Genomic DNA, 25086 nt, shown 5'->3' on the forward strand with positions numbered 1-25086 from the left:
TGACAAAAGAAAGTAACCCGCCGCTTTAGTGGCGGAAGCTTTTGGCGTTTGATCTTCTTCTTGATCCGATCTTGCTTTAGCGATGCGCGGCAAGACCATCGCAGCGCGGTCGCGACATACGCCGGCCCTACGGAGGACCTCGGCAGCGACGCGAGATCGAGGCATGGCGGTCGCGGCTCGCGCCGCTCCTACCCTGGGCGCGCTGCAGCCCTGGGCGACACCGCCCCGCAGCCCGACCAAATCGGCAATCCCAAATCCACCCGGCGCCTGATACTATCCCCCAGTATGGTAATCGGCCAGCCGTGGCCGCCGAGGTGCCGCATGCCGCATTCGCCCGCCGAGAAAAAACGCGTCCTGGCCCGGGTGCGCCGCATCAAGGGCCAGACCGAAGCCCTGGAGCGCGCGCTGGAGCAGGGCAGCGAGTGCGCGGCGGTGCTGCAGCAGATCGCGGCCATCCGCGGAGCCATCAACGGGCTGATGTCGGAAGTGCTGGAAAGCCATATCCGCGAAGAACTCGGCCAGGCCGCGTCGTCGCAGAAGAACCGCAGCGCGAGCATCGACGAAGTCGCCGCGTTGGTGCGCTCGTACCTTAAATAGAGACTCGATCGAACACCGCCGCGTCGCCCGCCCGCGACGCCGCACACCGCATCCCTCCCGCCACACGGGACGTCATTGGAGAACGCCATGAAAAGCCGCGCCGCCGTCGCCTTCGCCGCCGGACAACCCCTGCAGATCGTCGAGATCGACGTCGAGCCGCCGCGCGCCGGCGAAGTGCTGGTGCGCATCACCGCCACCGGCGTCTGCCACACCGATGCCTTCACTCTCAGCGGCGACGACCCGGAAGGCCTGTTCCCGGCCGTGCTCGGTCATGAAGGCGGCGGCGTGGTGGTCGAAGTCGGCGAGGGCGTCACTAGCGTCAAGCCGGGCGACCACGTGATCCCGCTGTATACGGCCGAATGCCGCAAGTGCAAGTTCTGCCTGTCGGGCAAGACCAACCTCTGCCAGGCGGTGCGCGCGACCCAGGGCAAGGGTGTGATGCCGGACGGCAGCAGCCGTTTCAGCTACAACGGCCAGCCGATCCATCACTATATGGGCTGCAGCACCTTCAGCGAATATACGGTGGTCGCCGAAGTCTCGCTCGCGGTGGTCAACCCCGAGGCGCCGTTGGAAAAGGTCTGCCTGCTCGGCTGCGGCGTCACCACCGGCATCGGCGCGGTCCATAACACCGCCAAGGTCCAGCCCGGCGACACGGTCGCGGTGTTCGGCCTCGGCGGCATCGGCCTGGCGGTGATCCAGGGCGCGGTGCAGGCCAAGGCCGGGCGCATCATCGGCGTCGACACCAATCCGGGCAAGTTCGAACTGGCGAAGAAGATGGGCGCGACCGACTGCGTCAATCCGAAGGACTATGAGCGGCCGATCCAGGACGTGTTGGTCGAGATGACCGACGGCGGCGTCGATTTCAGCTTCGAGTGCATCGGCAACGTCAACGTCATGCGTTCGGCGCTGGAGTGCTGCCACAAGGGGTGGGGCGAATCGGTCATCATCGGCGTCGCCGGCGCCGGCCAGGAGATCAGCACGCGTCCGTTCCAACTGGTCACCGGGCGGGTTTGGCGCGGCTCGGCCTTCGGTGGGGTCAAGGGCCGCACCCAGTTGCCGGGCATGGTCGAGCAGGCGATGAAGGGCGAGATCGACCTCGACCCCTTCATCACCCACACCCTGCCGCTGGAACGCATCAACGAAGCCTTCGACCTGATGCACGAGGGCAAGTCGATCCGGACCGTGATTCACTACTGAGCGCGGCGATGAAGCACGTCCAGGTCGTCGACGGCGCCGATAACTGCGTCTACGACGTGTATGCGATCGACGACGAAGGTTTCCGGTGCTTGTTTCCCGACGGGCAGGACGTCGCTTTCATCGATGAAGTGCTGGCCAGAGGCGATCCGGACAGGCTGGATGCCGTATTCGAACGGCTCTGGAAACAGCGAGTGGCCAAGCACGAGATCATCGGCCTGCACGGCTTGCTGCTTTATGGGTTGGAGCACAAGAAGGCTTACTATCCCGACCGCACCGATGCCGGCGCGATCAATCCGAACGGATCGAGCTTGCGTTGAGGTTGGGATGCGGCGATGAGGCAGCGGCCCTGACCCAACCCTCTCAGCTTTGCACTTCTTGCGGTCGCAGCAAGCGGGAGAGGGAGCTGGAAGCGAATCAGTGCGGACGCTTCCTGCTCCAGCATGCGGCGCAAGCGTAAGGCTGAGAAGGCGCCCCGCAGGGGCCAATGAAGGCCAACAAGACCACCGAGGACGCCATGGAAAAAATCGAATCGCACGCTTGTTTCGGCGGACGCCAGGAAGTCTGGAGCCACACCGCGACCACGCTGGGCTGCCCGATGCGCTTCGGCGTATACCTGCCGCCGCAGGCCGAGCACGAAGACTGCCCGGTGCTGTACTGGCTGTCGGGCCTGACCTGCACCGAGCAGAACTTCATCACCAAGGCCGGCGCGCAGCAGTACGCGGCCGAGCACGGGTTGATCCTGGTCGCGGCCGATACCAGCCCGCGCGGCGAGGGCGTGCCCGATGCCGAAGGCTACGACCTGGGCCAGGGCGCGGGGTTCTATCTCAATGCGACGCGGCCGAAGTGGGCGGCGAATTTCCGCATGTACGACTACGTCGTCGACGAGTTGCCGGCGCTGGTCGACGCGCATTTCCCGACCACCAGCGCTCGGGCGATCAGCGGCCACTCGATGGGCGGCCACGGCGCCTTGATGATCGCGCTGAAGAACCCCGGTCGCTATCGCAGTGTGTCGGCGTTCTCGCCGATCGCCGCGCCGTCGCATTCGCTCTGGGGCGAGAAGGCGTTCACCGCCTATCTCGGCGAGGACCGCGAAGCGTGGAAGGCTTGGGATGCGACGGCCTTGGTCGGCGGCGCGCGCGAGAAACTGCCGCTGCTGATCGATCAGGGCGGCGAAGACGAATTTCTGGTGCCGCAACTCAAGCCCGAGCTGCTGCGCGTGGCCTGCGAAGTGGCCAAGCACCCGCTCGAGCTGCGCATCCGGCCCGGTTACGACCATAGTTATTACTTCATCGCCAGCTACATCGGCGAGCATATCGCGCATCACGCGCGCGCCTTGCACGGCTGAGCCGGTCTCGCCGTTGCGGCGCCGTTGCGAACCGCGACGGCGCCGGGAATACCGGTACCGCCGCGCTCAGGCGGCGGTGACGTCGCGCAATTCCCAGCCGCTGCCGGCGAGCAGGCGCAGGCGATGCTTGATGATCGCGCCGGACAACCCCGTGGTGATGATCAACTCCACGTGCAGATCGCGCTGAGCGCCGCGCGCCGAGGCATTCGGATCGGTCGCGCCCAGCGTGGGGTCGACCTCGTCGGGCTCGGGCTGCTTCGCGCGCCAGCGCTCGAACAAGCCGTCGCTGCGCAGCGCGGTCTGCAATTGCTCGGCGAAGCCTTCCGCGCTGACCGCGGTGAACGACAGCGAGGCGTCGCTGCCGCGTGCGCGTTGCGCATCGGGAAGGCTGATGTAGTAACGGGTGGCCATCATGGCGTCTCGTGCGGAGGTTGCCGCTAGCCTAGGCCGGCAAACATTGTTGGTTTGTGAACGCGCGAATTCGGCAACGAGGCGCCGGTCGCTCAGCGGGCCGCGACGCGCGACCGCCGTCCGCCCCGGCCGGGTAAGGGCGCATCGCGTTCGTCGCCGTATTCGCTGCGCAGTGTCTCGATCAGCGAATAGACCCAGGGCCGCGTGGCTAGCAACAGGCCGACGCTGCGCCGCTTTGACGGCGGCAGGCTGAGGTCGAGCTCTGCGGCTTCCTTGAACTCCGCCTGCAGGCGTTCCAGCTTGCGCCGCAGCACCGCCAGCGAGGCCGCGCCCAGTTCGCGGATGTCCAAGGCCAGCAGAGCATCCGACGACTGGAATCCGTCCAGCAGAAACTCGCGGCTGGCCGCGCCCAGGTAGCGTGCGCGCACGGGACCGTCGTCGCGCCAGGAGAAGTCGCGCGGCACGCGCAGGCGCACCTTGTCGCCGGGCAGCAGTTCCGCCAGCGCCAATCGGTCCAGGCGCGCCAGCAGGCGGGTGAGTTCCGGCGCGCTCAGGTCGAAGCCGGCGCGGATCGCATCGGTGCGCCAGCCCTGACAGAGCAGGTGGAACACGGTCATCAGTCGCGGCGACCGCGCCAGTTCCGCTTCCTGTTTCGGGCTCAGATGGCGGGTCTCGTCGCGCGCACCGCGCGCACGGCGTGCGAGCTCGAAGAAGTCCAGGTCGAGCACGGCGCAGATGCGCTCCAGCCGCTCCAGGTCGATGCGTCCGTTCGACAACAGGCGTTTGACGGTGGGCTCCGACAGGCCCAGCGCGCGGGCCAGGTCGGCGTAGCGCCAGCCGCGTTCCTTGAGCACGGTCTTGAGCGCAGCGAGCAGACGTTCGCGTTCGGCCATGGCGGGAAGGTGCGGGCAGTCGGGATGCCGGGGATCATAATCCGATACCTGATCCAGCGGGGTTGCGATTTTCGATACCGGCCGGCCAAGGTGGACTGGCCTCCTCAACGGTATCCGTCATGTCCGCCGCTATCGCACCGCTCTCCGCGCCGACCCTGCACCTCAACGACGTCCACTCCGGCCTCAACCGCACCGCCGTCGCCGGCCTGCTGCAGCCGCGCAGCCTGGAACAAGCCTGCGTGGCGGTGCGCGACTGCGCGCGCCTGGGCCGTTCGACCATCGCCGTGGGTGCGCGACATGCCATGGGCGGCCAGCAGTTCCTGTCCGGCGGCTGGCTGCTGGACACTTCGGGACTGGACCGCATCGTCGATTTCGACGACGAGCGCGGTCTGCTCACGGTCGAAGCCGGCGTGCAGTGGCCGGCGCTGCTGGAATGGCTGGCGCGGCATCCGGGCAACAGCCGCGGCTGGACCATCCGCCAGAAGCAGACCGGCGCCGACGGCTTCAGCCTGGGCGGCGCGTTCGCATCGAATATTCACGGCCGCGGCCTGGCCTACGCTCCGTTCGTCGAAGACGTCGAGTCGATCGTGCTGATCGACCATCGCGGCGATGCGCGCATCGCCGACCGCGAGCGCAACGCCGAATGGTTCGCGCTCGCCGCCGGCGGCTATGGCCTGTTCGGTCTGGTTGCGCGGCTGACCCTGCGGCTGGTGCCGCGTACGGTGCTGCGGCGCGAGGTCGCGCTGCTGCGGGTCGGCGAGTTGATGCCGCATCTGCAGGCGGCGATCGCCGAGGGTTGCAGCTACGGCGATTTCCAATTCGCTATCGACCCGAACAGCGACGACTTCCTCGATCTGGGAATCGCGTCCTGTTATCGGCCGCTCGCCGACGCCGCACCCGACGCCGCACCGCGCCATCTCGGCGGCGAAGATTTCGCCCGCTTGCTGTGCCTGGCGCATACCGAGCCGAGCCGTGCCTTCGCCGAATACGCGGGTTTCTACCTGGCCACCGACGGTCAGCGCTATGCCTCCGACAGTCAGCAGGCCGGCGTCTACCTGGACGGCTACCACGCGAGCGTCGACGCGGCACTGGGGCATTGCGGCTCGGAGATGATCACCGAGCTGTACGTGCCACGCGCGCGTCTGGCCGAATTCATGGCCGCGGCCGCCGATTGCCTGCGACGCCACCGCGCGCAGCCGATCTACGGCACCGTGCGGCTGGTGTGCGCGGAACGCAGCAGCATGCTGGCCTGGGCGCGCGAGGACTGGGCCTGCATCGTGTTCAATCTGCACGTGCGCCATGATCCGGCCGGACGCATCGCCGCTGCGGTCGCGTTCCGCGCCCTGATCGACGAAGCCCTGGTCTGCGGCGGCAGCTACTACCTGACCTACCATCGCCATGCCACGCGCGATCAGGTCGAGGCGGCCTATCCGCAGTTTCGCGAGTTCCTGCGGCGTAAGCGCGAGCTCGACCCGGACCGGCGTTGGGACAGCGACTGGTTCCGCCATCACGAAGCGCTGTTCGCGCGAGCCGGCGCATGAGCGGCGCGCCCATGAGCAACGTGTCCACCGCGATGCTGGTCGCCGCCGCCAGCGTGCAGCACGGTTACGGACGCGTCGAATCGACGCCGCAGGCGCAACTTGCCCGGGCCTGCCTGGAGCGCTGCGGTACCAGCGGCCGCGGCCTGTTGCGGCTCGTCGATGGCGCGCTGGGGCGCGCCTGCCTGAGCGCGCTGGAAACGCTGGCCCTGCCGGGCTTGCGCGGGCACTACGCCTGGCGCAAGCGGCGCATCGCGCAATGGGCCGACCGCGCTTGCGCGGACGGTGCGGCGCAGGCAGTGCTGATCGGCAGCGGCTACGACGGCCTTGGATGGAGCCTGGCGCAACGGCACCCGATGCTGCGAGTGTTCGAACTCGACCGCACCGATAGCGTAGCGATCAAACGCGAGGCGTTGCGGCAGTTGCAAGCGGACATGTCGCGTTTGCGGCTGCTGGGGACCGATCTGGAGCGCGACGATGCGCTGGGCACGCTCCTCGCCGATCCCGCTTTCGATCCCGATCGGCCGACCCTGTGCGTGGCCGAAGGCGTGCTGATGTATCTGTCGTCGGCGCGCGCGCAGCACCTGCTGCGCGGATTGGCGCAGGGGCTGCCGCATCCGATCCTGATCGCCACGGCGATGGAACCGTGGTGTGGCCGGCCGCGCTTCCGGCGCGAACGGCCGTGGGTGCGCGGTTGGTTGCAGCGGCGCGGCGAGCCGTTCCGCTGGGGCTGCGAGCGCGGCGCGATCGGCGCATGGCTCGGCGAGTGCGGCTGGATGCTGCGTACGTTGGTCGAACCGGGCGACCCGGAGGATCCCGATCCGAGTCCCGGCGAATGGCTGTTCCTGGCCCATTGCGCGGCGGCTTTGCCGCCGCGCTAATTCCGACGAAGAGTACGCGGCAGTGGCGCCGCGCTAATCCGACTAAGTGCGCGGCGGCTCCGCCGCCGCGCTGGTCGCGCCTCAGTCTTCGTGTGCTGCGTGAGCCTCGTGCGGGCCATGCCCCTTCGGGCAATGGCAGACCGAGGTCGGGCCGAATTCGATGCCGAAGGTCTGGCCGTCGCGATGGCGCTGCCAGTAGAAGTTCGGCGCCTTCTCGCCCAGATTGCCGAGTTCGGCCATGTCGGCATCGACGTCGAACAAACGCCCGTCGACCATCACGTAGCGGGTGTCGATGGTCGCGCGGATGTTCTCCAGTGGATTGCTGTTGAGCACCACCAGGTCGGCCTTCTTGCCGGCTTCGAGCGAACCGAGCTGCTTGGACAGGCCGAGATAATCGGCGCCGTCGATGGTGGCCGCGCGCAAAGCCTCGAAGTTGCTGAAACCGCCCTGCGGCAGCATCCAGATTTCCCAGTTCGCCGACAGGCCCTGCAATTGGCCGTGGCCGCCGACCTGGATCTTGACGCCGGCGTCGCGCAGCTTCTTCACCGACTTGGCGACCTGCACATGCCAGTAATCCCAATCCGGCGCGGTCTCGCGACGGATCGAACGCGCGTCGAGGGTTTCGCGCGGGAAGAAGCGGTTGAGCTTCTTGTCTTCCCAGACGTTGTCGCGGGCATACCACCAGTACTCGCCGGACAGGCCGCCGTAGCTGACCACCAGGGTCGGGGTGTTGCGCACGTCGGTCTGCCGCCACAATTCGACCACGTCCTTGTACAGCGGCGCGACCGGGATGTTGTGCTCGATGCCGGTGACGCCGTCGAGGATCATCGGCATATTGTGGTTGAAGGTCGAACCGCCTTCCTCGACCACCAGCATGCCCAGCTCGCGCGCGGCCTGGTTGATCTGCTGGTGCTGTTCGCGGCGCGGCTGGTTGTAGCTCTTCACCGAAAACGCACCGTTGGCCTTCATCCGACGCAGGTGGCTGCGGGCGTCGTCGATCGAGTTGATCACCGCCTTGAAGTCGCCGTCGGCGCCGTACAGGATCGTGCCGGTCGAGAACACGCGCGGGCCGACCATCTTGCCGGCCTTGAGCAGCTCGGCTTCGGAGAACACGAACTCGGTGGTCGCCGAGGGGTCGTGCATGGTGGTGATGCCGAAGGCGAGGTTGGTGTAGTAGGCCCAGTTCTGCTGCGGGACTACACCTTGGCCGAAATGCGCGGCGTGCGCGTGCACGTCGACATAGCCCGGCAGGATGGTCTTGCCGGTGGCGTCGATGACGCGCGCGCCGGCCGGCACCGCGACCGCGCCGCTGGCGCCGACCGCTTCGATCCTGTCGCCGCGCACCACCACGGTGGCGTCCTCGATCACTTCCTGCGCGGTCTCGGCGTTGCGCATCGTCACCACGCGTGCGTGGGTGAAGGCGACGGTGTCGCGCGCTGCGTACACCGGCAGGTCGAGGCCGACGCGCACGCCGGGTTCGTCGGCCGACGGTTTGGCCGGCGTCGCCGGCGCGCCCGGCAGGAAGGCGAAGGCCTGGTTGAGCGGGCGCGAGTAATAACGATCGCCGACCATCCAATGCAGCGACTTCGAATCGGCGGCCCAGTGCAGATAACTGCCGACGTCGGCGCTGACCGGCGTCACCGGCATCGCCTTGCTGTCCTTGCTCAGTTCGACCGAGCTGCCGGTGGTCATCAGCGGCGCGACATAGGCGTTGAACAACTCGGTGAACGCCACCCACTTGCCGTCCGGGCTGATGCTGACCGAGTCGACGTACTTGAGGTTGTAGACCTCGCGGGGCTCTTCGCCGTGCAGGCCGACCGACATCAGCTTCTTCTTCAGGCCGCCGCCGGTGAGGTAATACACGCGGCTGCCGTCGGCGCTGAACTGCGGCGCTTCGCCGTTGTCGGCGACGCGGATCGGCTTGCCGCCGTCGGCCGACATCACGTAGATGCCGCGATCGGCCGACCACAGGCTGCCGGTGAGACCGCCGCCGCCGGCCTTGGCGTAGACGATGCGCTTGCCGTCGGGCGAGAAGCGCGGGCCGTAGTAGAAGCCCTTGTCCTGGGTCAGGCGCTTGCCGCCGCCACCGCCGGCGCTGGCGACGTAGATCGCGCTGAGCGCTTCGTCGGACCAGGTCGTGTACAGCAGTTTGCCGCCGTCGGCGCTGAAGCTGGGCTGGTACTCGTAAAGGTTGTCGTTGCCGGTCAGGCGTTCGGGCTTGCCGTCGGGCAGGCGCTTGCGCCACAGATGGCCGACGGCGTGGAAGATCAGGGTCTTGCCGTCGGCACTGGTGGCGACGTCGCGGATCATTTTCGGCGCGAAGCGGCCTTCGTCGAGTTTCTGTTCGAAACGCAACGGCTCGGCCACGGTCTGTTCGATCGACGCCTGGAACGGAATCGCCTCGGGCTTGCCGCTGGCGATGCCGACGCGCCACAGCTTGCCCTGCGCCCAGATCACCACCGACTTGGAGTCGGGAGTCCAGGAGAAATTCGCGTACGGCCCGAAGATCGCCCAGGCTTCCTGCATGTCGTGCGACAGCCCGTCCCAGACCGGGCGGGTTTCGCCGCTGGCCAGGTCGAGCACGTGCAGCACCGACTTGTCGCGGATGCGTTTGACGAAGGCCAGCGACTTGCCGTCCGGCGAGGGCTGCGGCCGCACCGCGCCGCCGGGCGTGCCGATCACGGTTTCGCTCTTGCCGGTTTCGCGGTCGAAGCGCTTGATCGCGTAGACGGTGTCGTGGACGTTCTTGTTGTACTGGAAGGCCGGGCCGGCGCTGACGTCCTCGGAGTAGTAGACGTAGCGGCCATCCGGCGACAGCGCCGGTTCGCCGAGGTCCTGCTGGTCGTTCTTCTGCTTGGTCAGTTGCAGGCCGCCACCGCCGCCGGCGGCATGGTAGATCCACAACTCGCCCGCGCCGAGCGAACGCTCGCCGGTGAAATGTTTGCGCCCGACCAGGAACTGGCCGTCCGGCGTCCACGCCGGGTTGTTGAGCAGGCGGAAGTCTTCCTTGGTCACCGCGACGGCGTTGCTGCCGTCGGCCTTGATCCGCCACAGGTTGTTGCCGCCGCCGCGGTCGGAGGTGAAAGCGAGTTCGCGGCCGTCGGGCGACCAACGCGGCTGCACGTCCCAGGCCGGGCCGCTGGTGATGCGCTTGGCCTGACCGCCGCCGATCGGCAGCCGGTACAGATCGCCGAGCAGCGAGAACACGATTTCGCGACCGTCGGGCGACACGTCCAGGTCCATCCAGGTGCCTTCGTCGGTGTCGAAGCGCACGGTCTTGGTCTGGCCGTGCGGCGCCGAGACGTCCCACTTCTTCTCGTCCTTGTCGCCGGGCTTGCTGACGCCCTTGGCGGTCTGCGCCGAAGCGCGCGCCGGATCGGTGCCGGCGGGTTTCAGCGCGTCCTGTTCCAACTGGGCGGCGGGCGCTTCGCCTTGTTTCTCGCCCTGTTTCTTGTCCTGCGGTGCGGGTTGCGGCGGGGTCTGGGCATAGGCCGGGACGGCGAGCGCGCTGGCGAGCGCAAGGGCGAGCAGGCGGTGATTGGGCATCGAAGCGGTTACCTGGGGCTGACGATGGTTCGAGCCTAACCCGCACGCATGCCTCGACACCTGGGCTAAAAGTCGTGCTTGGTGGGGTATGGCGAGATGTCGCTGTCGCCACGCCGTGCGAGCAAAGCAAATCTCCCCCAACCCCTCTTTGCCAAAGAGGGGAGTGCTGGCGTCGGGTCGGGGAGGATGAACTTCTTTCGAGCTGCATCGCTGCGCAAGCAAGGGATGCTGGCGGCTAGCGGGGCCGAACTGCCGGCTCTCGAATGGAAGCCGTGGACCTCATGTAACGGATGCTGCCTTCGAAGCAAGAGCGACGGTGGCCAGTTCTAATGCGTCGACGAGGTGTCGTTGCTCCCGGCAAAGCTAATCCGCTCCCCTCTTTGGAAAAGAGGGGTTGGGGGAGATTTGCTCTTGGCGCCGCCGCATCCGCATCGGCGCTCCAGCCGCTTCGTGCCCGCTCAGCCCTTGAAGTCGGCCTGCTCGGCGGCGAAGCCGACCACCACCGCGCCCTTGCCGACGTTGACCATGCCGGTCAGGCTCATGACGCTTTCGAACAGCTCGACGTTGCTGTTGCGGCAGGCTTCGCGCAGGCGCTCGTAGCCGGGCAGGGCGTGCAGTTCGGCGAGTTCGCCGCCGTAGCTGACGCACACCGTCGGCGTCAGCAGCCCGGTCTGGGCCTTGTGCGCGGTGAACTCGAACAGCTTCTGCGCGGCGTTCTCGTAGCCCTTGATCTTGGCCACCGGGCCGGTCTCGCCGCGGTTGCAGTGCAGCACCGGCTTGATGTCGAGCGCGGTGCCGAGGGTGGCGCTGAGGAAGCTGACGCTGCGGTCGCCGCGCACGCGGGTGCGCGCGCGCAGGTAATTGAGGTCGCGCGGGATCAGATAGCCGTGGGTGTGCAGGGCCAGGTGCTCCAGGCGTGCGCGGATCTTCGGCGCGCCTTCGCCGGCGGCGCGCAGGCGCACCGCTTCGACCGCGGTGATGCCCTGGGCGGCGAACAGGTTGAGAGTGTCGATCACCCGCAACGCGAACGGCGTGTTGATGCCGGCCGCCGAACGCACCGGCTTGTAGTCGTTGAGGATCGCGAAGCTGGCCTGGTTGGCGTTCTCGTAGACCGGGCTGCGGGTCTTGGTGATCGTCATGCAGAACACGTAGTCGTAATCGATCACGAGCTGGCTGACGAACAGGTCGCGCACCTGCTGCACGGTGTAGGGCGTGGTCTCGGCCTCGAAACCGCGCTCGGCCAGGTGCGTGTGCAGGAATTGCAGGGTGGCCTGTTCGTTGCGATGGTCGGCCAGTACCGCCTGGCCGATGCGCACGGTGATCGGCAACAGATGGATGTCGTGCCGTTCCAGATATTCCAACGGCAGATCGCAAGCGGAGTCGACGACGATTCCAATGCGCATGTTCCCCCCCGGGTAGGGCGCGTGGTGATCGGATAGGACCGCAGCATACCTTTTTGAGACATGAGTCACGCGTGAGCGCGCTCCGGGGCTTGCGTCGTTCAGGCGCGGCGACGTATCCCCACCGGCAGTTGCTTCAAACGCTGCATCTCCGGGTCGTCGAGCAATTCGGGATGTTGCAGTGCGTCAAGAGCGAAGTCGTGGGCATCGTTGCCCCAGAACAACTCATCTCCAATGCTCAACGTAGGGACACCGAAGACACCGGCCACCAACGCGGCCTCGGTGTTGTCGCGCAGCGCCGCCTTGATCGCGTCGGCGCCGAGCGCTTCGGCCTCGACCCCGAGCGCATCGATCACCGGCGCCAGGGCCTCGACGCTGTCGCCGGCCTCGCCGCGCCGCCAGATCCAGTCGAAGATCGCATCGACCGCCTCGGGGGTGGAGCCGGCGACCAGGCACAACCGCAGTGCGGCGAGCGGGTTGAACGGATGCGCCGGCGGGAAGCGCAGGGCGACGCCTTCGCGCCGCGCCTGCCACAGCACGTGCCGATAGGTGAACTCGCGTTTGCCGACGATTTCGGCCGGGCCCTTCTGGCCGCGCGCCTCGAGCACGGCGCCGAATGCGACCGGCACCAGCTCGATCGCGCGCTCGCGCACCATCGGCCTGAGCTTCTGCCACTGCAGGTAGGAGAACGGCGAGATGAAGTCGAAGTACCAGCGCAGCGTGGTCATGGTCGTCGGGTCTCTTATGGCCGGCTCTGTTACTTCCAGGCGCCGAGGATCAGGCCGTACAGGGCGAACTGGAGGATGTGGTAACCGGCGTCGATCATCCACAGCATCAGGCTGCGTTGGGCGAAGGCGTAGTTGATGCCGAAGCTCATCGAGACGAAGAACAGCCCGACCACGAAGCCGACCCCGAAACCGTCGGCGGCGTTGGCGCCGGGCGGCAGGAACACGGCGAACATCAGCGCGGCGAGGAAGCTGCAGGCGATGGCGGTGGCGAACACCCGGCCGGGGTGACCGGGCTTGGCATCGGGATCGACGCCGGCCTCACGGCACCAGCGCTTCTTGAACAAGGGCCCGTACCAGAGCCCGCCGAGCAGGAAGGACGAGGCGGTCGCCGCGAGGATCGCCAGCCAGTTGAGTTGCAAGAGGGATGCGGTCATCGCGGTGTTCTCCGGGTGTTGGGGTGAATCGGCACCGACCGATTCCCGATGCGCGATGTCGCGCGGCAGCTCGCCGCAGCGGGCTCGGGGAAGGGGCGGGACGGGCGGCGATCCTTCGTTGGCCGACGACAGGATACGCCTGGGTCATCGGAGGCGGTGGCATGGGCCATGCCCGCGGACCGCCCCCTTGTAGGAGTGGCGTAAGCCGCGACCGCGTTGTTACCGCTTCGTCGTCGCCGTGGCTTCGCGGTCGCGGCTTACGCCCATCCTACAAAGGCCCGGCGGATTCATTGGCCGCTTCGTCGAAGCGGCCGGGCCGCTGCCTCAGCGCGCCGGCGCCGGATACGCGCGCGGCAGGCCAGTGTCGCCGTGCAGGTAACGGTCGCGCAGCTCGGTCTGGCGGCTGCGCATCTCGATCGCGCGGCCGTCCATCCACACTTGCAGGGCGACCTGGGCGACATCGAGCGGATCGCCGCTCCACAGCACCAGGTCGGCGCGCTGGCCCGGGGCGATGGCACCGACCTGGCCGGCCACGCCGAAGGCTTCGGCCGGCACCCGGGTCAGGCCGGCCAGGCCATCGGCCCAGGGCAGGCCCGCGGCGACGGCGTTGCCGGCGAGCTGGCGCACCTTGCGCGCGTTGTGCGAGGCGCCGCCTTCGCTGAAACCCACCGCCACGCCGGCCGCGCGCAGGCGCGCGGCGTTCTCCATGCTGGCGCCGACCTGGTCGAAATCGCTCGGCAGGTTGGACAGCGGATTGACGAACACCGGCACCTTGGCCGCGGCGAGCTGCGGCGCGAGCCGCCAGGCCTCGCCGCCGCCGGCGATGGCGATGCGCAACCGGTGCCGCGCCGACCAGCGCAGCAACTGGCGGATGTCGGCGGCACGGTCGACGCCGAACACGATGCGGCCGCCGCCGTCGAGGTATTTGAGCAGGGTCGAACGCCCGGCCGGGGTCAGCAGCGCGGCGTGGTGGCCGGGTGCGATGCGGCCGCGCGCCTCGTCGATGAGTTGATCGAGGATCATCCACTGCGCTGCGCGCGAGCTGCCGCTGAGGCCCAGGCCGTCCTTGCCCAGGCGCACGAACAACACGCGCGGGCCGATCGGGTCGGGGCCGCCGTCGAGCCGTTCGACCCCGCCCTGACCGGCGACGATCGACCCGCCGGTGGCGGTGCCGACGCCGAGCAGGGTCCAGCCGATGCCTTCGATGCGCGCGACCGGGATCAACACCGAGTCGGGGTTGTAGGCCAGGGTCACGTCGAACTCCGGCCGCACCGTCATTTCCTTGGTGTCGGCGCCCAGCGCGACGGTCTGGTCGACCGTGGATTTTTCGCCGGAGACCTCTTCCAGGCCGATCTCGGTGATGCCGCCGAACAGGGTCGGGGTCAGCGGCCGGCCTTCGGCTTCGACGACCTGGGCGCCGGCCGGCGCCGACAAGCCCTTGCCGACCGCGCGCACCACGCCGTTGCCGACCAGCACGTCGGCGTGTTCGAGCGAGCCTTGCGCGGTCGCGGTGTGCACGGTGGCGTTGCGGATCAGGACGTTCTGCGCCGCGGCGCCGAAACTCGCGCAAGCGCCGAGCAGGGCGAGCAGCAGCGCGCTGTGACGCAGCCCGCGGGTTGCAAGCTTCGCTGCAACGGCGCAGGACAAGGGTTCGATCCCGCGACGGTTCATCGCAAGCCTCCGGTCTGCGTCGCCGGTTGCCCCAGCAGGAAGTCCGACTTCGGTTGCCGCGACGGGTCGGCGCGGTCGTAGACGCGCGCGCCGTCGACATAGACCTGTTCGGCCTTGGCGTAGACGCTGAAGGGGTTGCCGTTCCACACCACCACGTCGCCCATCTTGCCCGGCTCGAGGGTGCCGGTGCGTTCGAGGATGCCGAGCGCCTTGGCCGGGTTCTGGGTCAGCCAGCGGATCGCCCGTTCCGGCGCGATGTCGATGCCGGCCAGGCGCGCATGCGCGATCACCTTGGCCGCTTCCTGGTTGAGGCGCTGGATGCCTTCCTCGGAGTCCGAATGCACGATCGCGCAGCTGTTGGCGGGGCGGTCGACGATGGCGATGTTTTCCTGGATGCCGTCGAAGGCTTCCATCTTGAAGCCCCACCAGTCGGCCCACAGCGCGCCGCACACGCCTTCGGCGGCGAGGCGGTCGGCGATCTTGTAGGCCTCCACGCCGTGGTGGAAGGCGCTGACCTTGAAGCCGAACTCCTTGGCCAGGTCGAGCATGGTGGTCATCTCGTCGGCGCGGTAGCAATGGATGTGGACGAGGATGTCGCCCTTGATCGCGCCGGCCAGGGTGTCGAGCTTGAGGTCGCGCTTGCCGCCGGTGTCCTTCTCGCTGTCGGCGCCGTTGCCGTTGCCGTTGCCGGGCTTGGCGCTGCTCTGCCACCAGCGCTTCTTCTGCGGCGCGGCGGCCTTCGGCGCGCTCTTGCGCAGGTATTCGCTGGCGTCGATGAAGGCGGCGCGGTAACCGGCGACATTGCCCATGCGCGTGCCCGGCGGCGTGTTGCGGCTGCCGTAGACGCGCTTGGGGTTTTCGCCGCAGGCCATCTTCAGGCCCCACGGCGCGGCCGGGAACTTCATCGCCTGGTAGCTGGTGGCCGGGACGTTCTTCAGCGTCACCCCGCGTCCGCCGATCAGGTTGGCCGAGCCGGGCAGGATCTGCAGCGAGGTGATGCCGCCGGCGAGCGCCGCGGCGAAGCCGGGGTCCTGCGGCCACACCGAATGTTCGGCCCAGACGTTCGGGGTGACCGGGCCGGTCATTTCATTGCCGTCGGCGTGCGCGCCGACGCCGGGGCTCGGGTAGACGCCGAGGTGCGAGTGCACGTCGATGATGCCCGGGGTGATCCACTTGCCGCTCGCGTCGACGCGGGTGGCGTCGCTGGGTGCCTCGAGGGCGCGGCCGACCGCGACCACCTTGCCATCGCGCAGCAGCACGTCGGCGTCGTCGAGGCGCTGGCCGGCGCCGGTCAGCACGGTCGCATGCTGCAGCAGCACCGGGCCGGCGGCGATCGCCTTGTAGGTGCTCGGATACGGGTCCTGGGTGAAACGCGAGGCAGACGCGGGCGTGGCGGCCTGCACGGCGCCGGCGAGCAGCGCCAGGCCACAGCCGGCCAGTAGCGGTCGAAACATGGATTCCCCCAAGACAGAGCGAGCGACGGACAACCTTGGAACCGTAACGGCCGCCCGAGCCCCTGCCAACCCTGACTATCGTCATGGGCGGTGCGACAATGGCCGGACAACAACAAGAACAGGCACAGACCATGAAAGAGAAAGAACAGATCGTCGAAAACTGGCTGCCGCGCTACACCGGCGTGCCCCTGGACCAGTTCGGCGAGCACGTCCTGCTGACCAATTTCAGCGGCTACCTGCATACCTTCGCGCGTCTCACCGGCGCCGAAGTGGTCGGCCTGGACCGGCCGATGCCGAGCGCGACCTTCGACGGCATCACCATGATCAACTTCGGCATGGGCAGTCCCAACGCCGCGACCATGATGGACCTGCTGTCGGCGATCATGCCCAAGGCGGTGTTGTTCCTCGGCAAGTGCGGCGGCCTCAAGCGCAAGAACCAGCTCGGCGACCTGGTGCTGCCGATCGCCGCGATCCGCGGCGAAGGCACCTCCAACGATTACCTGCTGCCGGAAGTGCCGGCGCTGCCGGCCTTCGCCCTGCAGCGCGCGGTTTCGACCACCATCCGCGACCTCGGCCACGACTACTGGACCGGCTCGGTGTACACCACCAACCGCCGCGTCTGGGAACACGACGAAGCCTTCAAGGAACGCCTGCGCCAGATGCGCTGCATGGCCATCGACATGGAAACCGCGACCGTGTTCGCCGCCGGCTTCGCCAACCGCATCCCCTGCGGCGCGCTGCTGCTGGTGTCGGACCAGCCGATGATCCCCGAAGGCGTCAAGACCGAAGCCTCCGACGCCAAGGTCAGCGCGAACTTCGTCGACACCCACATCAGCGTCGGCATCGAAGCGCTGAAGCTGATCCGCCGCCACGGCAAGTCGGTGCGGCATTTGCGCTTCGACGAGTGATCGCTACGGCACGCCGGCCTTTCAGTCTTTGAGCGCTTCGCGGTGTCGTGACAGTAATCATTCATCTGCAAGCGCCAGCGTACGAAGTCCCTCTCCCGCTTGCGGGAGAGGGGTTGGGGTGAGGGCCGCGACAGCTCTGCGCGCGCCGTGCCCGCCATCGCAGATCCGTCGTGCGGCCCTGAACCGTTTATCGATGAGCGAGCGGATAACCCTGTTTTTATAGGGGTTCTGCGACGCCAAGCACACGACATCGCACGGCCTGAGACCTCGCGCGCCGACACTGTATTCCACGGCCGGAGGACAGGTCATGGAACAGCTCATCTTCACCGTCATCGGCGCCTTGCTTACCTGGGCGTTCTACTTCATCCAACGTTTCGCCGAACGTCGCGGCACGGTCGACGCGATCGAGCGCGGCAAGCAACTGCTGGCGCTCAAGCAAGAGCTCGACGGCGCTCACACCAGCGTCGAGGAACTGCGCCGTTTCGAAAGCCGGTTGGTCGGCAAGGCCGAAACCGCCGCGCGCATCGCCGACAGCTATTTCAGCAAGGCCGCCGCGGTCGCGCGCGACAACGAGGACGCGCGGGTCAGCGAGGCCGACATGAGCCAGCAGGCGATCGCCGAGCTCAGCCGCGAAGAAGTGCGGTTGCAGGGCTTGGTCGCGCACCTGCGCAAGCAGCTCGACGGCGACGGCCTGGCGGCGTTCGAGCGGGCGCACGAGGCCTGGCTGACTTTTCGCGAATGCCATGCGCGTTTCGTCTCGCAGTCGTACTCGGCCGGGCCGATCCGTCCGCTGATCCACGCGGTGACGATGGAAAGCATTACGGTCGCATGGATCAACGAGCTGGAAACGCAGTTGGGCGAGGATCAGGCCGCTTGATGCGGCCGGCGATGTTCGGCGATTCATGTCGATGCCGCCTGATCGCCGTCGCAGGGTCAGCGCGACAGCTTCGCATCTGGTTTGCTAGGGTTCGCCACCTGATCCTCAGCGAGAACCCGCATGCCCGTGACCGCGAAAGACGTCGTCGACTTCTGGCGAAACGCTGGCCCCAGCCGCTGGTTCGACCGTAACGAGAGCTTCGACCACCAGTGCCGCAGCGGCTTCCTCGATGCGCACCACGCCGCTGCGCGGCGCGAGCACGACGATTGGGTCGAGCGCGACGCCGAATCCGCGCTGGCCCTCTTGATCCTGCTCGACCAGATTCCGCGCAACGTCTTCCGCGGCAGCGCGCATTCCTATGCGACCGACCCGCTCGCGCGGCACTACGCCCGGCGCGCGCTCGAACTCGGCCACGACCGCAGCATCGAGCCGGCGCTGCGCGCGTTCTTCTATTTGCCGTTCGAGCATTCCGAGCAACTCGACGATCAACGCCGCTCGGTCGAATTGCACCGCGGCCTGCCGCCGAACCAGGACGGCAGCGACGCCGCGCAGTGGGCCGTGGCCCATCTCGAAATCATCGAACGCTTCGGCCGCTTCCCGCACCGCAATGCCGCGCTCGGCCGCGGGAGCACGGTCGAGGAACAGGCCTATCTCGATGGCGGTGGGTTCAGGGGCTGAGCCGGGGGCGTGCACCCCGCGACCGCGATGAATCAATGTAGGAGCGACGTGAGTCGCGACCACGCCATCACCCCATGCTGCGCCGCGATCCGCGAGCCCGCGGTCGCGGCTCACGCCGCTCCTACAGGGGCAGCGACAGCGACGCCGCGCTTTGGGGTAGGAGCGACGTGAGTCGCGACCGCGCACCCCCCCGAGCCTGCGCGGCGATCCGTCAGCCCGCGGTCGCGGCTTGCGCCGCTCCTACAGGGGCGGCGACGCGGCAGCCCGCCCCACAAAACAGAACGGCCGCGACGCAGGGCGCCGCGGCCGTTCGATTCGGGCTTGCCGATCGATCAGAACTGTCGCTCGATCAATACTTCGGAATCGAAGCGTCCAGGTCGGCCCAGGCGTCGATGCCGCCTTCGATGTTGTAGACCTCGCGGAAACCGAGCTGGCGGAAGTGCTCGGCGGCCTGGGCGCTGCGGCCGCCGTGGTGGCACAGGAACGCCAGCGGGGTGTCCTTGGGCAGGCCTTCGAGGGCATCGGTGCCGCCGTCGAAGGTGTCGAAGGCGATGCCGATGCGGGCGATCGCGCGTTCGTCGGCGGGGCGCACGTCGACCACGCGCAGCGAGCCTTCGCCGGCGCGCGCGAGCGCCTGCTCGGGCGCGATCGGCTTCACCGCCGGCGGCGCGTTGGGGTTGGTGATGACCAGGCCGCGGCCGCGTTCGTCGTCGGCCCAGTCGATGCTCACGCCGTCGGCGCGGCGGGCGTTGATCCAGTCGGTCTGCACGCGCACGCCTTCGGCTTCGACCGCAATGGCGTTGGCATCGACCGGCGCCAACTGCAAACGCACGTTATGGCGCGCGTCGACTTCGAGCTGCACCGCGTAGTTGTCGCCGGCATTGGCCACCGCGTCGCGCAGCATCTGCGCCGCGGCCGGGGTGATCGTGAGCTTCGGCGGGCTGCGGTCCGGTGTGGGCAGGCCGAGCAGCCCGTGCAGTTCGCCGCTGCCGGCCATCTGCTCGATGATGTCGCTGCCGCCGACCAGTTGCGCGTCGACATACAGCTGCGGGATCGTCGGCCACTCGCCGTATTGCTTGATGCCCTCGCGGATCTCCGGGTCGGCCAGCACGTCGACATGGGCATAACCCTGCGGCAGCAGCGCGTTGAGCGCGCCGGAGGCCTTGGCCGAGAAGCCGCACTGCGGCGCGGTGGGGCCGCCCTTCATGAACAGAACGACGCGGTTGGACTGGAGCAGGGTTTCGATGCGCGAACGCAGGGCAGGGTCGAGGGACATGGAGGTCAGCCGGGCGGGAATAGGGGCAAGGTGGGGGCGGGCAGTCTACGTCGCAAGGTAGGATGCGGCATCCGCCGGCGTCTCGGGCTGCCGCGGAGCCCCTCCCGACCGTCGGAACCGCCCGCTGCGTATGAACGGCATCCTCGTCACCCACCGTCCTCCGCGCCGCCCGGGCGTCTGGTTGTGGCTGTTCCTCGGCTCGCAGCTGCTGATGGTCGCTTTGTGGGCGCGCTACGGATGGACCGTCGGCCTGCCGGCCCTGCTGCTGAGCCACGGGGCGATGGTCTGGGGCACCCTGTGGCCGCGCTCGCGTCTGTTCAGCCCGGTGCTGTCGCGGCTGCCGACCCGCGAACGCGTGGTCTGGCTGACCATCGACGACGGCCCCTCCGACGACACCCTGGCCCTGCTCGACCTGCTCGATGAGCACCAGGCCAAGGCCACCTTCTTCGTGGTCGCGCAGCGCGCCGAACGACGCGCCGACTTGCTGCGCGAGATCGTCCGCCGCGGCCACGACCTGGGCAACCACAGCGCCAGCCATCCTTCGGCGCGGTTCTGGATGTTGGGGCCGGCGGCGATGGCCGCCGAGATCGGCGGCGCCCAGGCGCGCTTGCAGGCCTTGATCCCCGGCCTGCGCCTGCGCTGGTTTCGGGCCGTGGTGGGCATGGCCAATCCGTTCACCGCGCAACCGTTGAGCGCGCACGGTTTGATCCGGGTGGCGTGGAGCGCGCGCGGTTTCGACGCGGTCGCGGCCGACCCGGCCACGGTGGTGGCGCGGATCGAAAAAGACTTGGCGCCGGGCGCGATCGTGTTGATGCACGAAGGCGCGGGTCACCGGCGCAATGTCGAGACCATGGCGGTGTTGTTGCGGCGTTTGCGCGAGCTGGATTACCGCTGCGTGGTGCCGTCGGTCGAATGAGGCGCGGCGTGGGCCGATCGGCCCGCGCTCAGATCGGCTGGTTCGCGGTCGCGACTCGCGTCGCTCCTACTCCAAAGCCGCGTTCCAAGGGTAGGAGCGGCGCAAGCCGCGACCGCGATCTATCGCACTACCGCGCAAGCCTCACTCTGCACGCGCCGCCACGATCCGCCAGTTGTTGAATGGCGTGCGTCCGAACAGCGGCGTGAACTCGACTTCGAGCCCGGCCTCGCGCAAACGTGCGCGCAAGGCTTCGCCGTTGGGGTAATAACGCGGCATGGCATTCATCCAGCCCAGTGCGCGCGAGAACAGGTCGACCGCGAGGGTGATGCGCGCCCGGTGGGTGCCGTCGTCGAGGCCGGTGCGGATCACCAGGCGAGCGCCCGGGGTCAGCATCGCGATCATGGCGTCGATCGCCCGTGCCTGCGCCGGGTAGGGAATGAACTGCAACACGTCGAGCATCACCACGCTGCCGCGATGCTCGGGCACTTCGTGAGCGAGGTCGACGGTTTCGAACACGGCCTGATCCAGGCCGACCCGCGCCGCGGCGCGGGTGGCACGGCGGATCTTGGCCGCATCGCTGTCGACGCCGCGGTAGGGTAGGCGGATGCCGTCGGCGAGCAAGGTGTGGGCGAGCAGACCGAGGCCGCAGCCCAAGTCCAGCAGCGGCGCGCGGGTGCCGCGCAAGGCCGCGCTGACGCCCGGATAGAGCGGATCGCTGCCGAGCTTGGCGCGGCTGTAGTAATAGTCCCAGCGATTGCCGAGCGGATGCTCGGGTAGATAGGCGCGCGCGATGCGGTCCGCCTGTCCGTGGGCCATGGCTTGTACCGCTTCGTTCATTGCTGGTCCGGACTCCGTGCGCGGCCGTGCCGCCGCCGGCAGTTTGGCATTCCAGGGGCGCCGGTGCTCGGCGGTCGCCGCGCGGCGTCGCAAAGCACATCGTGGGCGGCGAGGCGATGCGCGCCGCCGCCGCTGTGCCGGGTTCAGTCCGCGCGCGAGGCCAGCAGCCGCTGCGCCACCGGCACGGCCAGCTCAGCCCACTGCGTATACATCGCCGCCGACGGATGCAGGCCGTCCTCGGCGACCATCGCCGCTTCGCTGCCGCGTGCGCGCGAGACCGGGGTGATGTCGACGAAGGCGACGCCGTGCCGCGTGCAGATCTCGCGCGCGGCCTGGTTGAAGACATCGAGTTCGGCACCGATCGTCGCCGGGCCGCGCTGGTCGCTGGCGCCGAACGGGGTCGCGCCCCAGTCGGGGATCGACAACACCAGCACGCGGTCGGCGCGGCCGTGGGCGTAGCGGATCGCGCGTTCGAGCAATTCGCGGAACTCGCCGGCGTACTGCGGCGCGCTGCGGCCGCGGTATTGGTTGTTGACGCCGATCAACAGACTGACGAAATCCCACTGCCCCAACGGTTCGGCCAGGTCCAGCGCGAGCGCGAGCTCGTCGGTGGTCCAGCCGGTGGTCGCGATGATGCGCGGGTCGGCCAGGCCGATGCCGCGCTCGCGCAGGGCGTTCGCCATCTGCAGCGGCCAGCGCCCGGCCTCGGGCACGGCTTCGCCGATGGTGTAGCTGTCGCCGAGCGCGAGATAGGACAGCGTCATGCTTGCTTCATGCCACCGCGGCGCGTTGGGCCTCGACCTGGACGCCGCGTTCGGCGTAACGGTCGAGCACGCGTTCGATGCGCTGGAACACCTCGCGCACCTCGGCCGGCTGCGGCAGCAGGGTGACGCGGAAGTGGTTGCGATAGGGCACGTTGAAGCTCGAGCCCGGCACCACCAGCACGTCTTCGGTTTCGAGCAGTTCCAGCGCGAACCTGTGGTCGTCGAAGCCCTGCGCGGCGGCGCCGACCACGGCCGGGAACGCGTACAGGGCGCCGGCCGGGGCGACCAGTTCCAGATGCTGGCTGGCTTCGACCGACTCGATCACCGCGCGGCGCGCTTCGTACAGGCGTCCGCCCGGCTCGCACAGCGGGGTGATGGTGTCTTCGCCGTTGAGCGCGGCTTCGATGGCGAACTGGCCCGGCACGTTGGCGCACAGGCGCAGCGCGCCGAGCAGGTCCATGGCGTGGTGGAAGTCGCCGCTGGCGACCGGGTCGCCCGACAGCACCGCCCAACCCACGCGCCAGCCGCAGGCGCGGTGCACCTTGGACAGGCCGCCGAAGCTCAGGCAGGGCAGGTCGCCGGCGATCGGCGCGACCGGGGTGAACTGGGCGCCGTCGTAGAGGATCGAGTCGTAGATCTCGTCGCACATCAGCAGCAGCTTGTGGCGCGCGGCGATCGCGACGATACGTTCGATCAGCTCGCGCGGATAGGCCGCGCCGGTCGGGTTGTTCGGGTTGATCAGCACGATCGCGCGGGTGCGGCTGGAGATGAGTTGTTCGATCTCGTCCGGGTCGGGCAGGAAGCCGTTCTCGGGCTGGCAGCGGTAATACACCGGGCGGCCGTCGTTGAGGATGGTCGCGGCCGACCACAGCGGGTAATCGGGCGAGGGCAGCAGCACTTCGTCGCCGGGATTGAGCAGGGCGCGCAGCGACAGGTCGATCAGCTCGCTGACGCCGTTGCCGACGAACACCCGCTCGGGCGAGGCGTTGGGCGTGCCGCGGCGCTTGTGGAACGCGGCGATGGCTTCGCGCGCGGCCGGCAAGCCCTGCTGATGGGTATAGGGGTCGGTGTTGGCGATGTGGTCGGCGATCGCGCGCTGCAGGTGTTCGGGCGCGCGGAAGCCGAAGGCGCCGGGGTTGCCGATGTTGAGCTTGATCTGCTTGCGCCCCTGGGCCTCCAACTCACGGGCTCGCCGGGCCAGTTCACCGCGGATTTCGTAACGGACTTCGGACAGGCGTTCGCGGGTTTTCAGGGGCGGCAATGACATCGGGGCAGGGCTGGGTAGAAGGAGAGACCCCCAGACTAGCTGAATCGGTCCGGCGAATCAGCCGGGGGCGGCGATTCCAGGCGCCCGCGATCTGCGCCGGCGCGCACGGAATGGCCGGGCCGGCGGCCCCGATCCCGGCCGCCGCCGCGTTCGCCGCCGGTCCGGAGGCCTGCGCCGAGGCCGAAACCCGCGTCCGGCCTATGTAGAATCGCGCCATGACCCTCGTTGCCCGCGCCTTTGACTCCTGAACTCGCTGCCTTGCAGGCGATCGGCTGGCCGATCACGGCCGACGAGCCGTTGCCCGCCGACCCCGTCTGGCGCCAGGCGCTGCTCGACCACCCCCAGGCCCGCCCGGCGCGGGTGACCGAGCAGCACCGCAGCGGCTACGTCGTGTCCGAAGGGCCCGACAGCGGCTATCGGGTCGAGTCCCTGCCCGAATGGCAACGCCCGGCCAATTACAAGAAAGGCTCGGTCGCGCCCGAACAGCGTCCCGGGGTCGGCGATTGGCTGCTGATCGACGGCGACGGCAGCGGCGGCAAGGTCGTCGCGCTGCTGCCGCGGTATAGCGCGATCAAGCGCGGCGCCGCCGGCGAGCATTACAAGCAGCAGCTGATCGCGGCGAACATCGACACGGTATTCATCGTGTGCGGTCTGGACGGGGACTTCAATCCGCGCCGGATCGAGCGCTATCTGCTGCTGGTGCGCGGCGGCGCCGAGCCGGTCGTGGTGCTGACCAAGGCCGACGAAGCCATCGCCGCCGACGAGAACGCGGTCGCCGACGCGATCGGCGCCTTGGCCGAACTGGCCGAGGGCGTGGCGATCCGCGCGGTCAACGCGCGCGACCGCGACGGCAGCGTCGCGGCGATGGCGCCGTGGCTGCAGCCGGGCCGCACCGTGGTGCTGGTGGGCTCCTCCGGCGCCGGCAAGTCGACCCTGACCAACAGCCTGCTCGGCATCGAGCGCATGAAGACCGGCGCGGTGCGCGAAAGCGATGCGCGCGGCCGCCACACCACCACCCATCGCGCCCTGATCCCGTTGCCGTCGGGCGCCTGCCTGATCGACACCCCGGGCATGCGCGAACTCAAGCCGACCGGCGAGGAAGACGTCGCCGAAAACTTCAGCGATGTCGAAGCCCTGGCCGAGCAGTGCAAGTTCCGCGATTGCACGCACGACCGCGAGCCCGGCTGCGCGGTGCGCGCAGCGATCGAGGGCGGCCGGCTCGCTCCGCAGCGTTTCGCCAGCTACCTGAAACTGCGCGACGAAGTCGCCGGTGCGGCCAATAAGCTGGCTAACCGGCGCGCGCAGAAAGCCGATGTGAAAGCGGTCGGCAAGGCGCCCAACAAGCGGCCGGACGTCAAGCATGGGCGCCGCTGAGCGCTCGGGTTCAGTCGCAGGGCCGAGCGCAGACGGGATGTTTGCGCAGGCCGAACAGCAAATCCCCCCTGCCCCCCTTTTGCAAAGGGGGGAG

The 25086-nt window shown here is 68.5% G+C and carries 23 protein-coding genes; 11 read left to right on the forward strand and 12 right to left on the reverse strand.

The window, feature by feature from the left end:
- Positions 1-321 precede the first annotated feature (321 nt).
- The 4 genes from frmR to fghA all read left to right on the forward strand — a co-directional run bounded on the left by frmR (position 322) and on the right by fghA (position 3139).
- Complete coding sequence (frmR, locus tag EX88_RS0105395) at positions 322-597, forward strand: formaldehyde-responsive transcriptional repressor FrmR (protein ID WP_031370984.1); 276 nt, start codon at positions 322-324, stop codon at positions 595-597.
- Positions 598-684: 87 nt separating this feature from the next.
- A complete protein-coding gene (locus EX88_RS0105400) occupies positions 685-1794 on the forward strand; it encodes an S-(hydroxymethyl)glutathione dehydrogenase/class III alcohol dehydrogenase (protein WP_031370985.1) in 1110 nt (369 codons plus the stop codon).
- 8 nt (positions 1795-1802) lie between these two features.
- A complete protein-coding gene (locus EX88_RS0105405) occupies positions 1803-2111 on the forward strand; it encodes a hypothetical protein (RefSeq protein ID WP_031370986.1) in 309 nt (102 codons plus the stop codon).
- Between the two features lie 197 nt (positions 2112-2308).
- Positions 2309-3139: an S-formylglutathione hydrolase gene (gene fghA / locus EX88_RS0105410; protein WP_031370987.1), complete on the forward strand. Its 831-nt coding sequence runs from the start codon at positions 2309-2311 to the stop codon at positions 3137-3139.
- Between the two features lie 66 nt (positions 3140-3205).
- Here the strand turns inward: fghA and EX88_RS0105415 are convergent, their stop codons facing one another.
- Complete coding sequence (locus EX88_RS0105415) at positions 3206-3550, reverse strand: hypothetical protein (RefSeq protein WP_031370988.1); 345 nt, start codon at positions 3548-3550, stop codon at positions 3206-3208.
- Between the two features lie 92 nt (positions 3551-3642).
- On the reverse strand, positions 3643-4443 hold the full coding sequence (locus EX88_RS0105420) for a helix-turn-helix domain-containing protein (RefSeq protein ID WP_051884556.1): 801 nt from the start codon (positions 4441-4443) through the stop codon (positions 3643-3645).
- A 119-nt stretch (positions 4444-4562) separates the two neighbouring features.
- Between EX88_RS0105420 and EX88_RS0105425 the strand changes: the two genes are divergently transcribed.
- Both EX88_RS0105425 and EX88_RS0105430 read left to right on the forward strand, forming a co-directional pair.
- Positions 4563-5984 carry an FAD-binding oxidoreductase gene (locus EX88_RS0105425; RefSeq protein ID WP_031370990.1) on the forward strand — a complete coding sequence of 474 codons (1422 nt, stop codon included), beginning with the start codon at positions 4563-4565 and terminating at the stop codon, positions 5982-5984.
- The gene (locus EX88_RS0105430; RefSeq protein ID WP_031370991.1) at positions 5981-6862 is read left to right on the forward strand and encodes a class I SAM-dependent methyltransferase; all 882 of its coding nucleotides are present in this window, start codon (positions 5981-5983) and stop codon (positions 6860-6862) included. The genes EX88_RS0105425 and EX88_RS0105430 overlap by 4 nt, the downstream gene beginning before the upstream one ends.
- 81 nt (positions 6863-6943) lie before the next feature.
- Here the strand turns inward: EX88_RS0105430 and EX88_RS0105435 are convergent, their stop codons facing one another.
- From EX88_RS0105435 to EX88_RS0105460, 6 genes are all read right to left on the reverse strand, one after another.
- Complete coding sequence (locus EX88_RS0105435) at positions 6944-10408, reverse strand: amidohydrolase family protein (RefSeq protein WP_081930643.1); 3465 nt, start codon at positions 10406-10408, stop codon at positions 6944-6946.
- Between the two features lie 458 nt (positions 10409-10866).
- The gene (locus tag EX88_RS0105440) at positions 10867-11811 is read right to left on the reverse strand and encodes a DegV family protein (protein ID WP_031370993.1); all 945 of its coding nucleotides are present in this window, start codon (positions 11809-11811) and stop codon (positions 10867-10869) included.
- Positions 11812-11909: 98 nt separating this feature from the next.
- On the reverse strand, positions 11910-12536 hold the full coding sequence (locus tag EX88_RS0105445) for a 2-hydroxychromene-2-carboxylate isomerase (RefSeq protein ID WP_031370994.1): 627 nt from the start codon (positions 12534-12536) through the stop codon (positions 11910-11912).
- Between the two features lie 29 nt (positions 12537-12565).
- Entirely contained in the window at positions 12566-12970 is a 405-nt protein-coding gene (locus tag EX88_RS0105450; protein ID WP_031370995.1) for a DUF1761 domain-containing protein, read from the reverse strand.
- A 324-nt stretch (positions 12971-13294) separates the two neighbouring features.
- A complete protein-coding gene (locus tag EX88_RS0105455) occupies positions 13295-14641 on the reverse strand; it encodes an amidohydrolase family protein (protein ID WP_152566105.1) in 1347 nt (448 codons plus the stop codon).
- Positions 14638-16095, reverse strand: coding sequence for an amidohydrolase (locus EX88_RS0105460; RefSeq protein WP_031370997.1), 1458 nt, complete (start codon positions 16093-16095; stop codon positions 14638-14640). The genes EX88_RS0105455 and EX88_RS0105460 overlap by 4 nt, the downstream gene beginning before the upstream one ends.
- Before the next feature lie 131 nt (positions 16096-16226).
- On the opposite strand from EX88_RS0105460, the gene EX88_RS0105465 reads away from it, so the two are divergent.
- From EX88_RS0105465 to EX88_RS0105475, 3 genes are all read left to right on the forward strand, one after another.
- Positions 16227-17003, forward strand: a complete 777-nt coding sequence (locus tag EX88_RS0105465; RefSeq protein ID WP_031370998.1) for an AMP nucleosidase — start codon at positions 16227-16229, stop codon at positions 17001-17003.
- A gap of 307 nt (positions 17004-17310) precedes the next feature.
- Positions 17311-17880, forward strand: coding sequence for a lysozyme inhibitor LprI family protein (locus tag EX88_RS0105470; RefSeq protein ID WP_031370999.1), 570 nt, complete (start codon positions 17311-17313; stop codon positions 17878-17880).
- Between the two features lie 120 nt (positions 17881-18000).
- On the forward strand, positions 18001-18558 hold the full coding sequence (locus EX88_RS0105475; RefSeq protein ID WP_031371000.1) for a DUF924 family protein: 558 nt from the start codon (positions 18001-18003) through the stop codon (positions 18556-18558).
- A gap of 349 nt (positions 18559-18907) precedes the next feature.
- Here EX88_RS0105475 and grxD read toward each other — a convergent pair whose 3' ends face one another.
- The gene (gene grxD, locus EX88_RS0105480; protein WP_031371001.1) at positions 18908-19834 is read right to left on the reverse strand and encodes a Grx4 family monothiol glutaredoxin; all 927 of its coding nucleotides are present in this window, start codon (positions 19832-19834) and stop codon (positions 18908-18910) included.
- Positions 19835-19964: 130 nt separating this feature from the next.
- On the opposite strand from grxD, the gene EX88_RS0105485 reads away from it, so the two are divergent.
- Positions 19965-20750, forward strand: a complete 786-nt coding sequence (locus EX88_RS0105485; protein ID WP_031371002.1) for a polysaccharide deacetylase family protein — start codon at positions 19965-19967, stop codon at positions 20748-20750.
- Between the two features lie 141 nt (positions 20751-20891).
- On the opposite strand, the gene EX88_RS0105490 is transcribed toward EX88_RS0105485, so the two are convergent.
- The 3 genes from EX88_RS0105490 to EX88_RS0105500 all read right to left on the reverse strand — a co-directional run bounded on the left by EX88_RS0105490 (position 20892) and on the right by EX88_RS0105500 (position 23618).
- Entirely contained in the window at positions 20892-21566 is a 675-nt protein-coding gene (locus tag EX88_RS0105490) for a methyltransferase domain-containing protein (protein WP_031371003.1), read from the reverse strand.
- Positions 21567-21730: 164 nt separating this feature from the next.
- Positions 21731-22351 (reverse strand): SGNH/GDSL hydrolase family protein, encoded by a 621-nt coding sequence (locus EX88_RS0105495; protein WP_031371004.1) that lies wholly within the window; start codon positions 22349-22351, stop codon positions 21731-21733.
- Between the two features lie 7 nt (positions 22352-22358).
- On the reverse strand, positions 22359-23618 hold the full coding sequence (locus EX88_RS0105500) for a pyridoxal phosphate-dependent aminotransferase (RefSeq protein WP_031371005.1): 1260 nt from the start codon (positions 23616-23618) through the stop codon (positions 22359-22361).
- Positions 23619-23843: 225 nt separating this feature from the next.
- On the opposite strand from EX88_RS0105500, the gene rsgA reads away from it, so the two are divergent.
- The gene (rsgA, locus tag EX88_RS0105510) at positions 23844-24992 is read left to right on the forward strand and encodes a ribosome small subunit-dependent GTPase A (protein ID WP_081930644.1); all 1149 of its coding nucleotides are present in this window, start codon (positions 23844-23846) and stop codon (positions 24990-24992) included.
- The last annotated feature ends 94 nt before the right edge of the window (positions 24993-25086 follow it).

The sequence above is a fragment of the Lysobacter antibioticus genome, assembly GCF_000731095.1.
GTDB lineage: Bacteria > Pseudomonadota > Gammaproteobacteria > Xanthomonadales > Xanthomonadaceae > Lysobacter > Lysobacter antibioticus_B.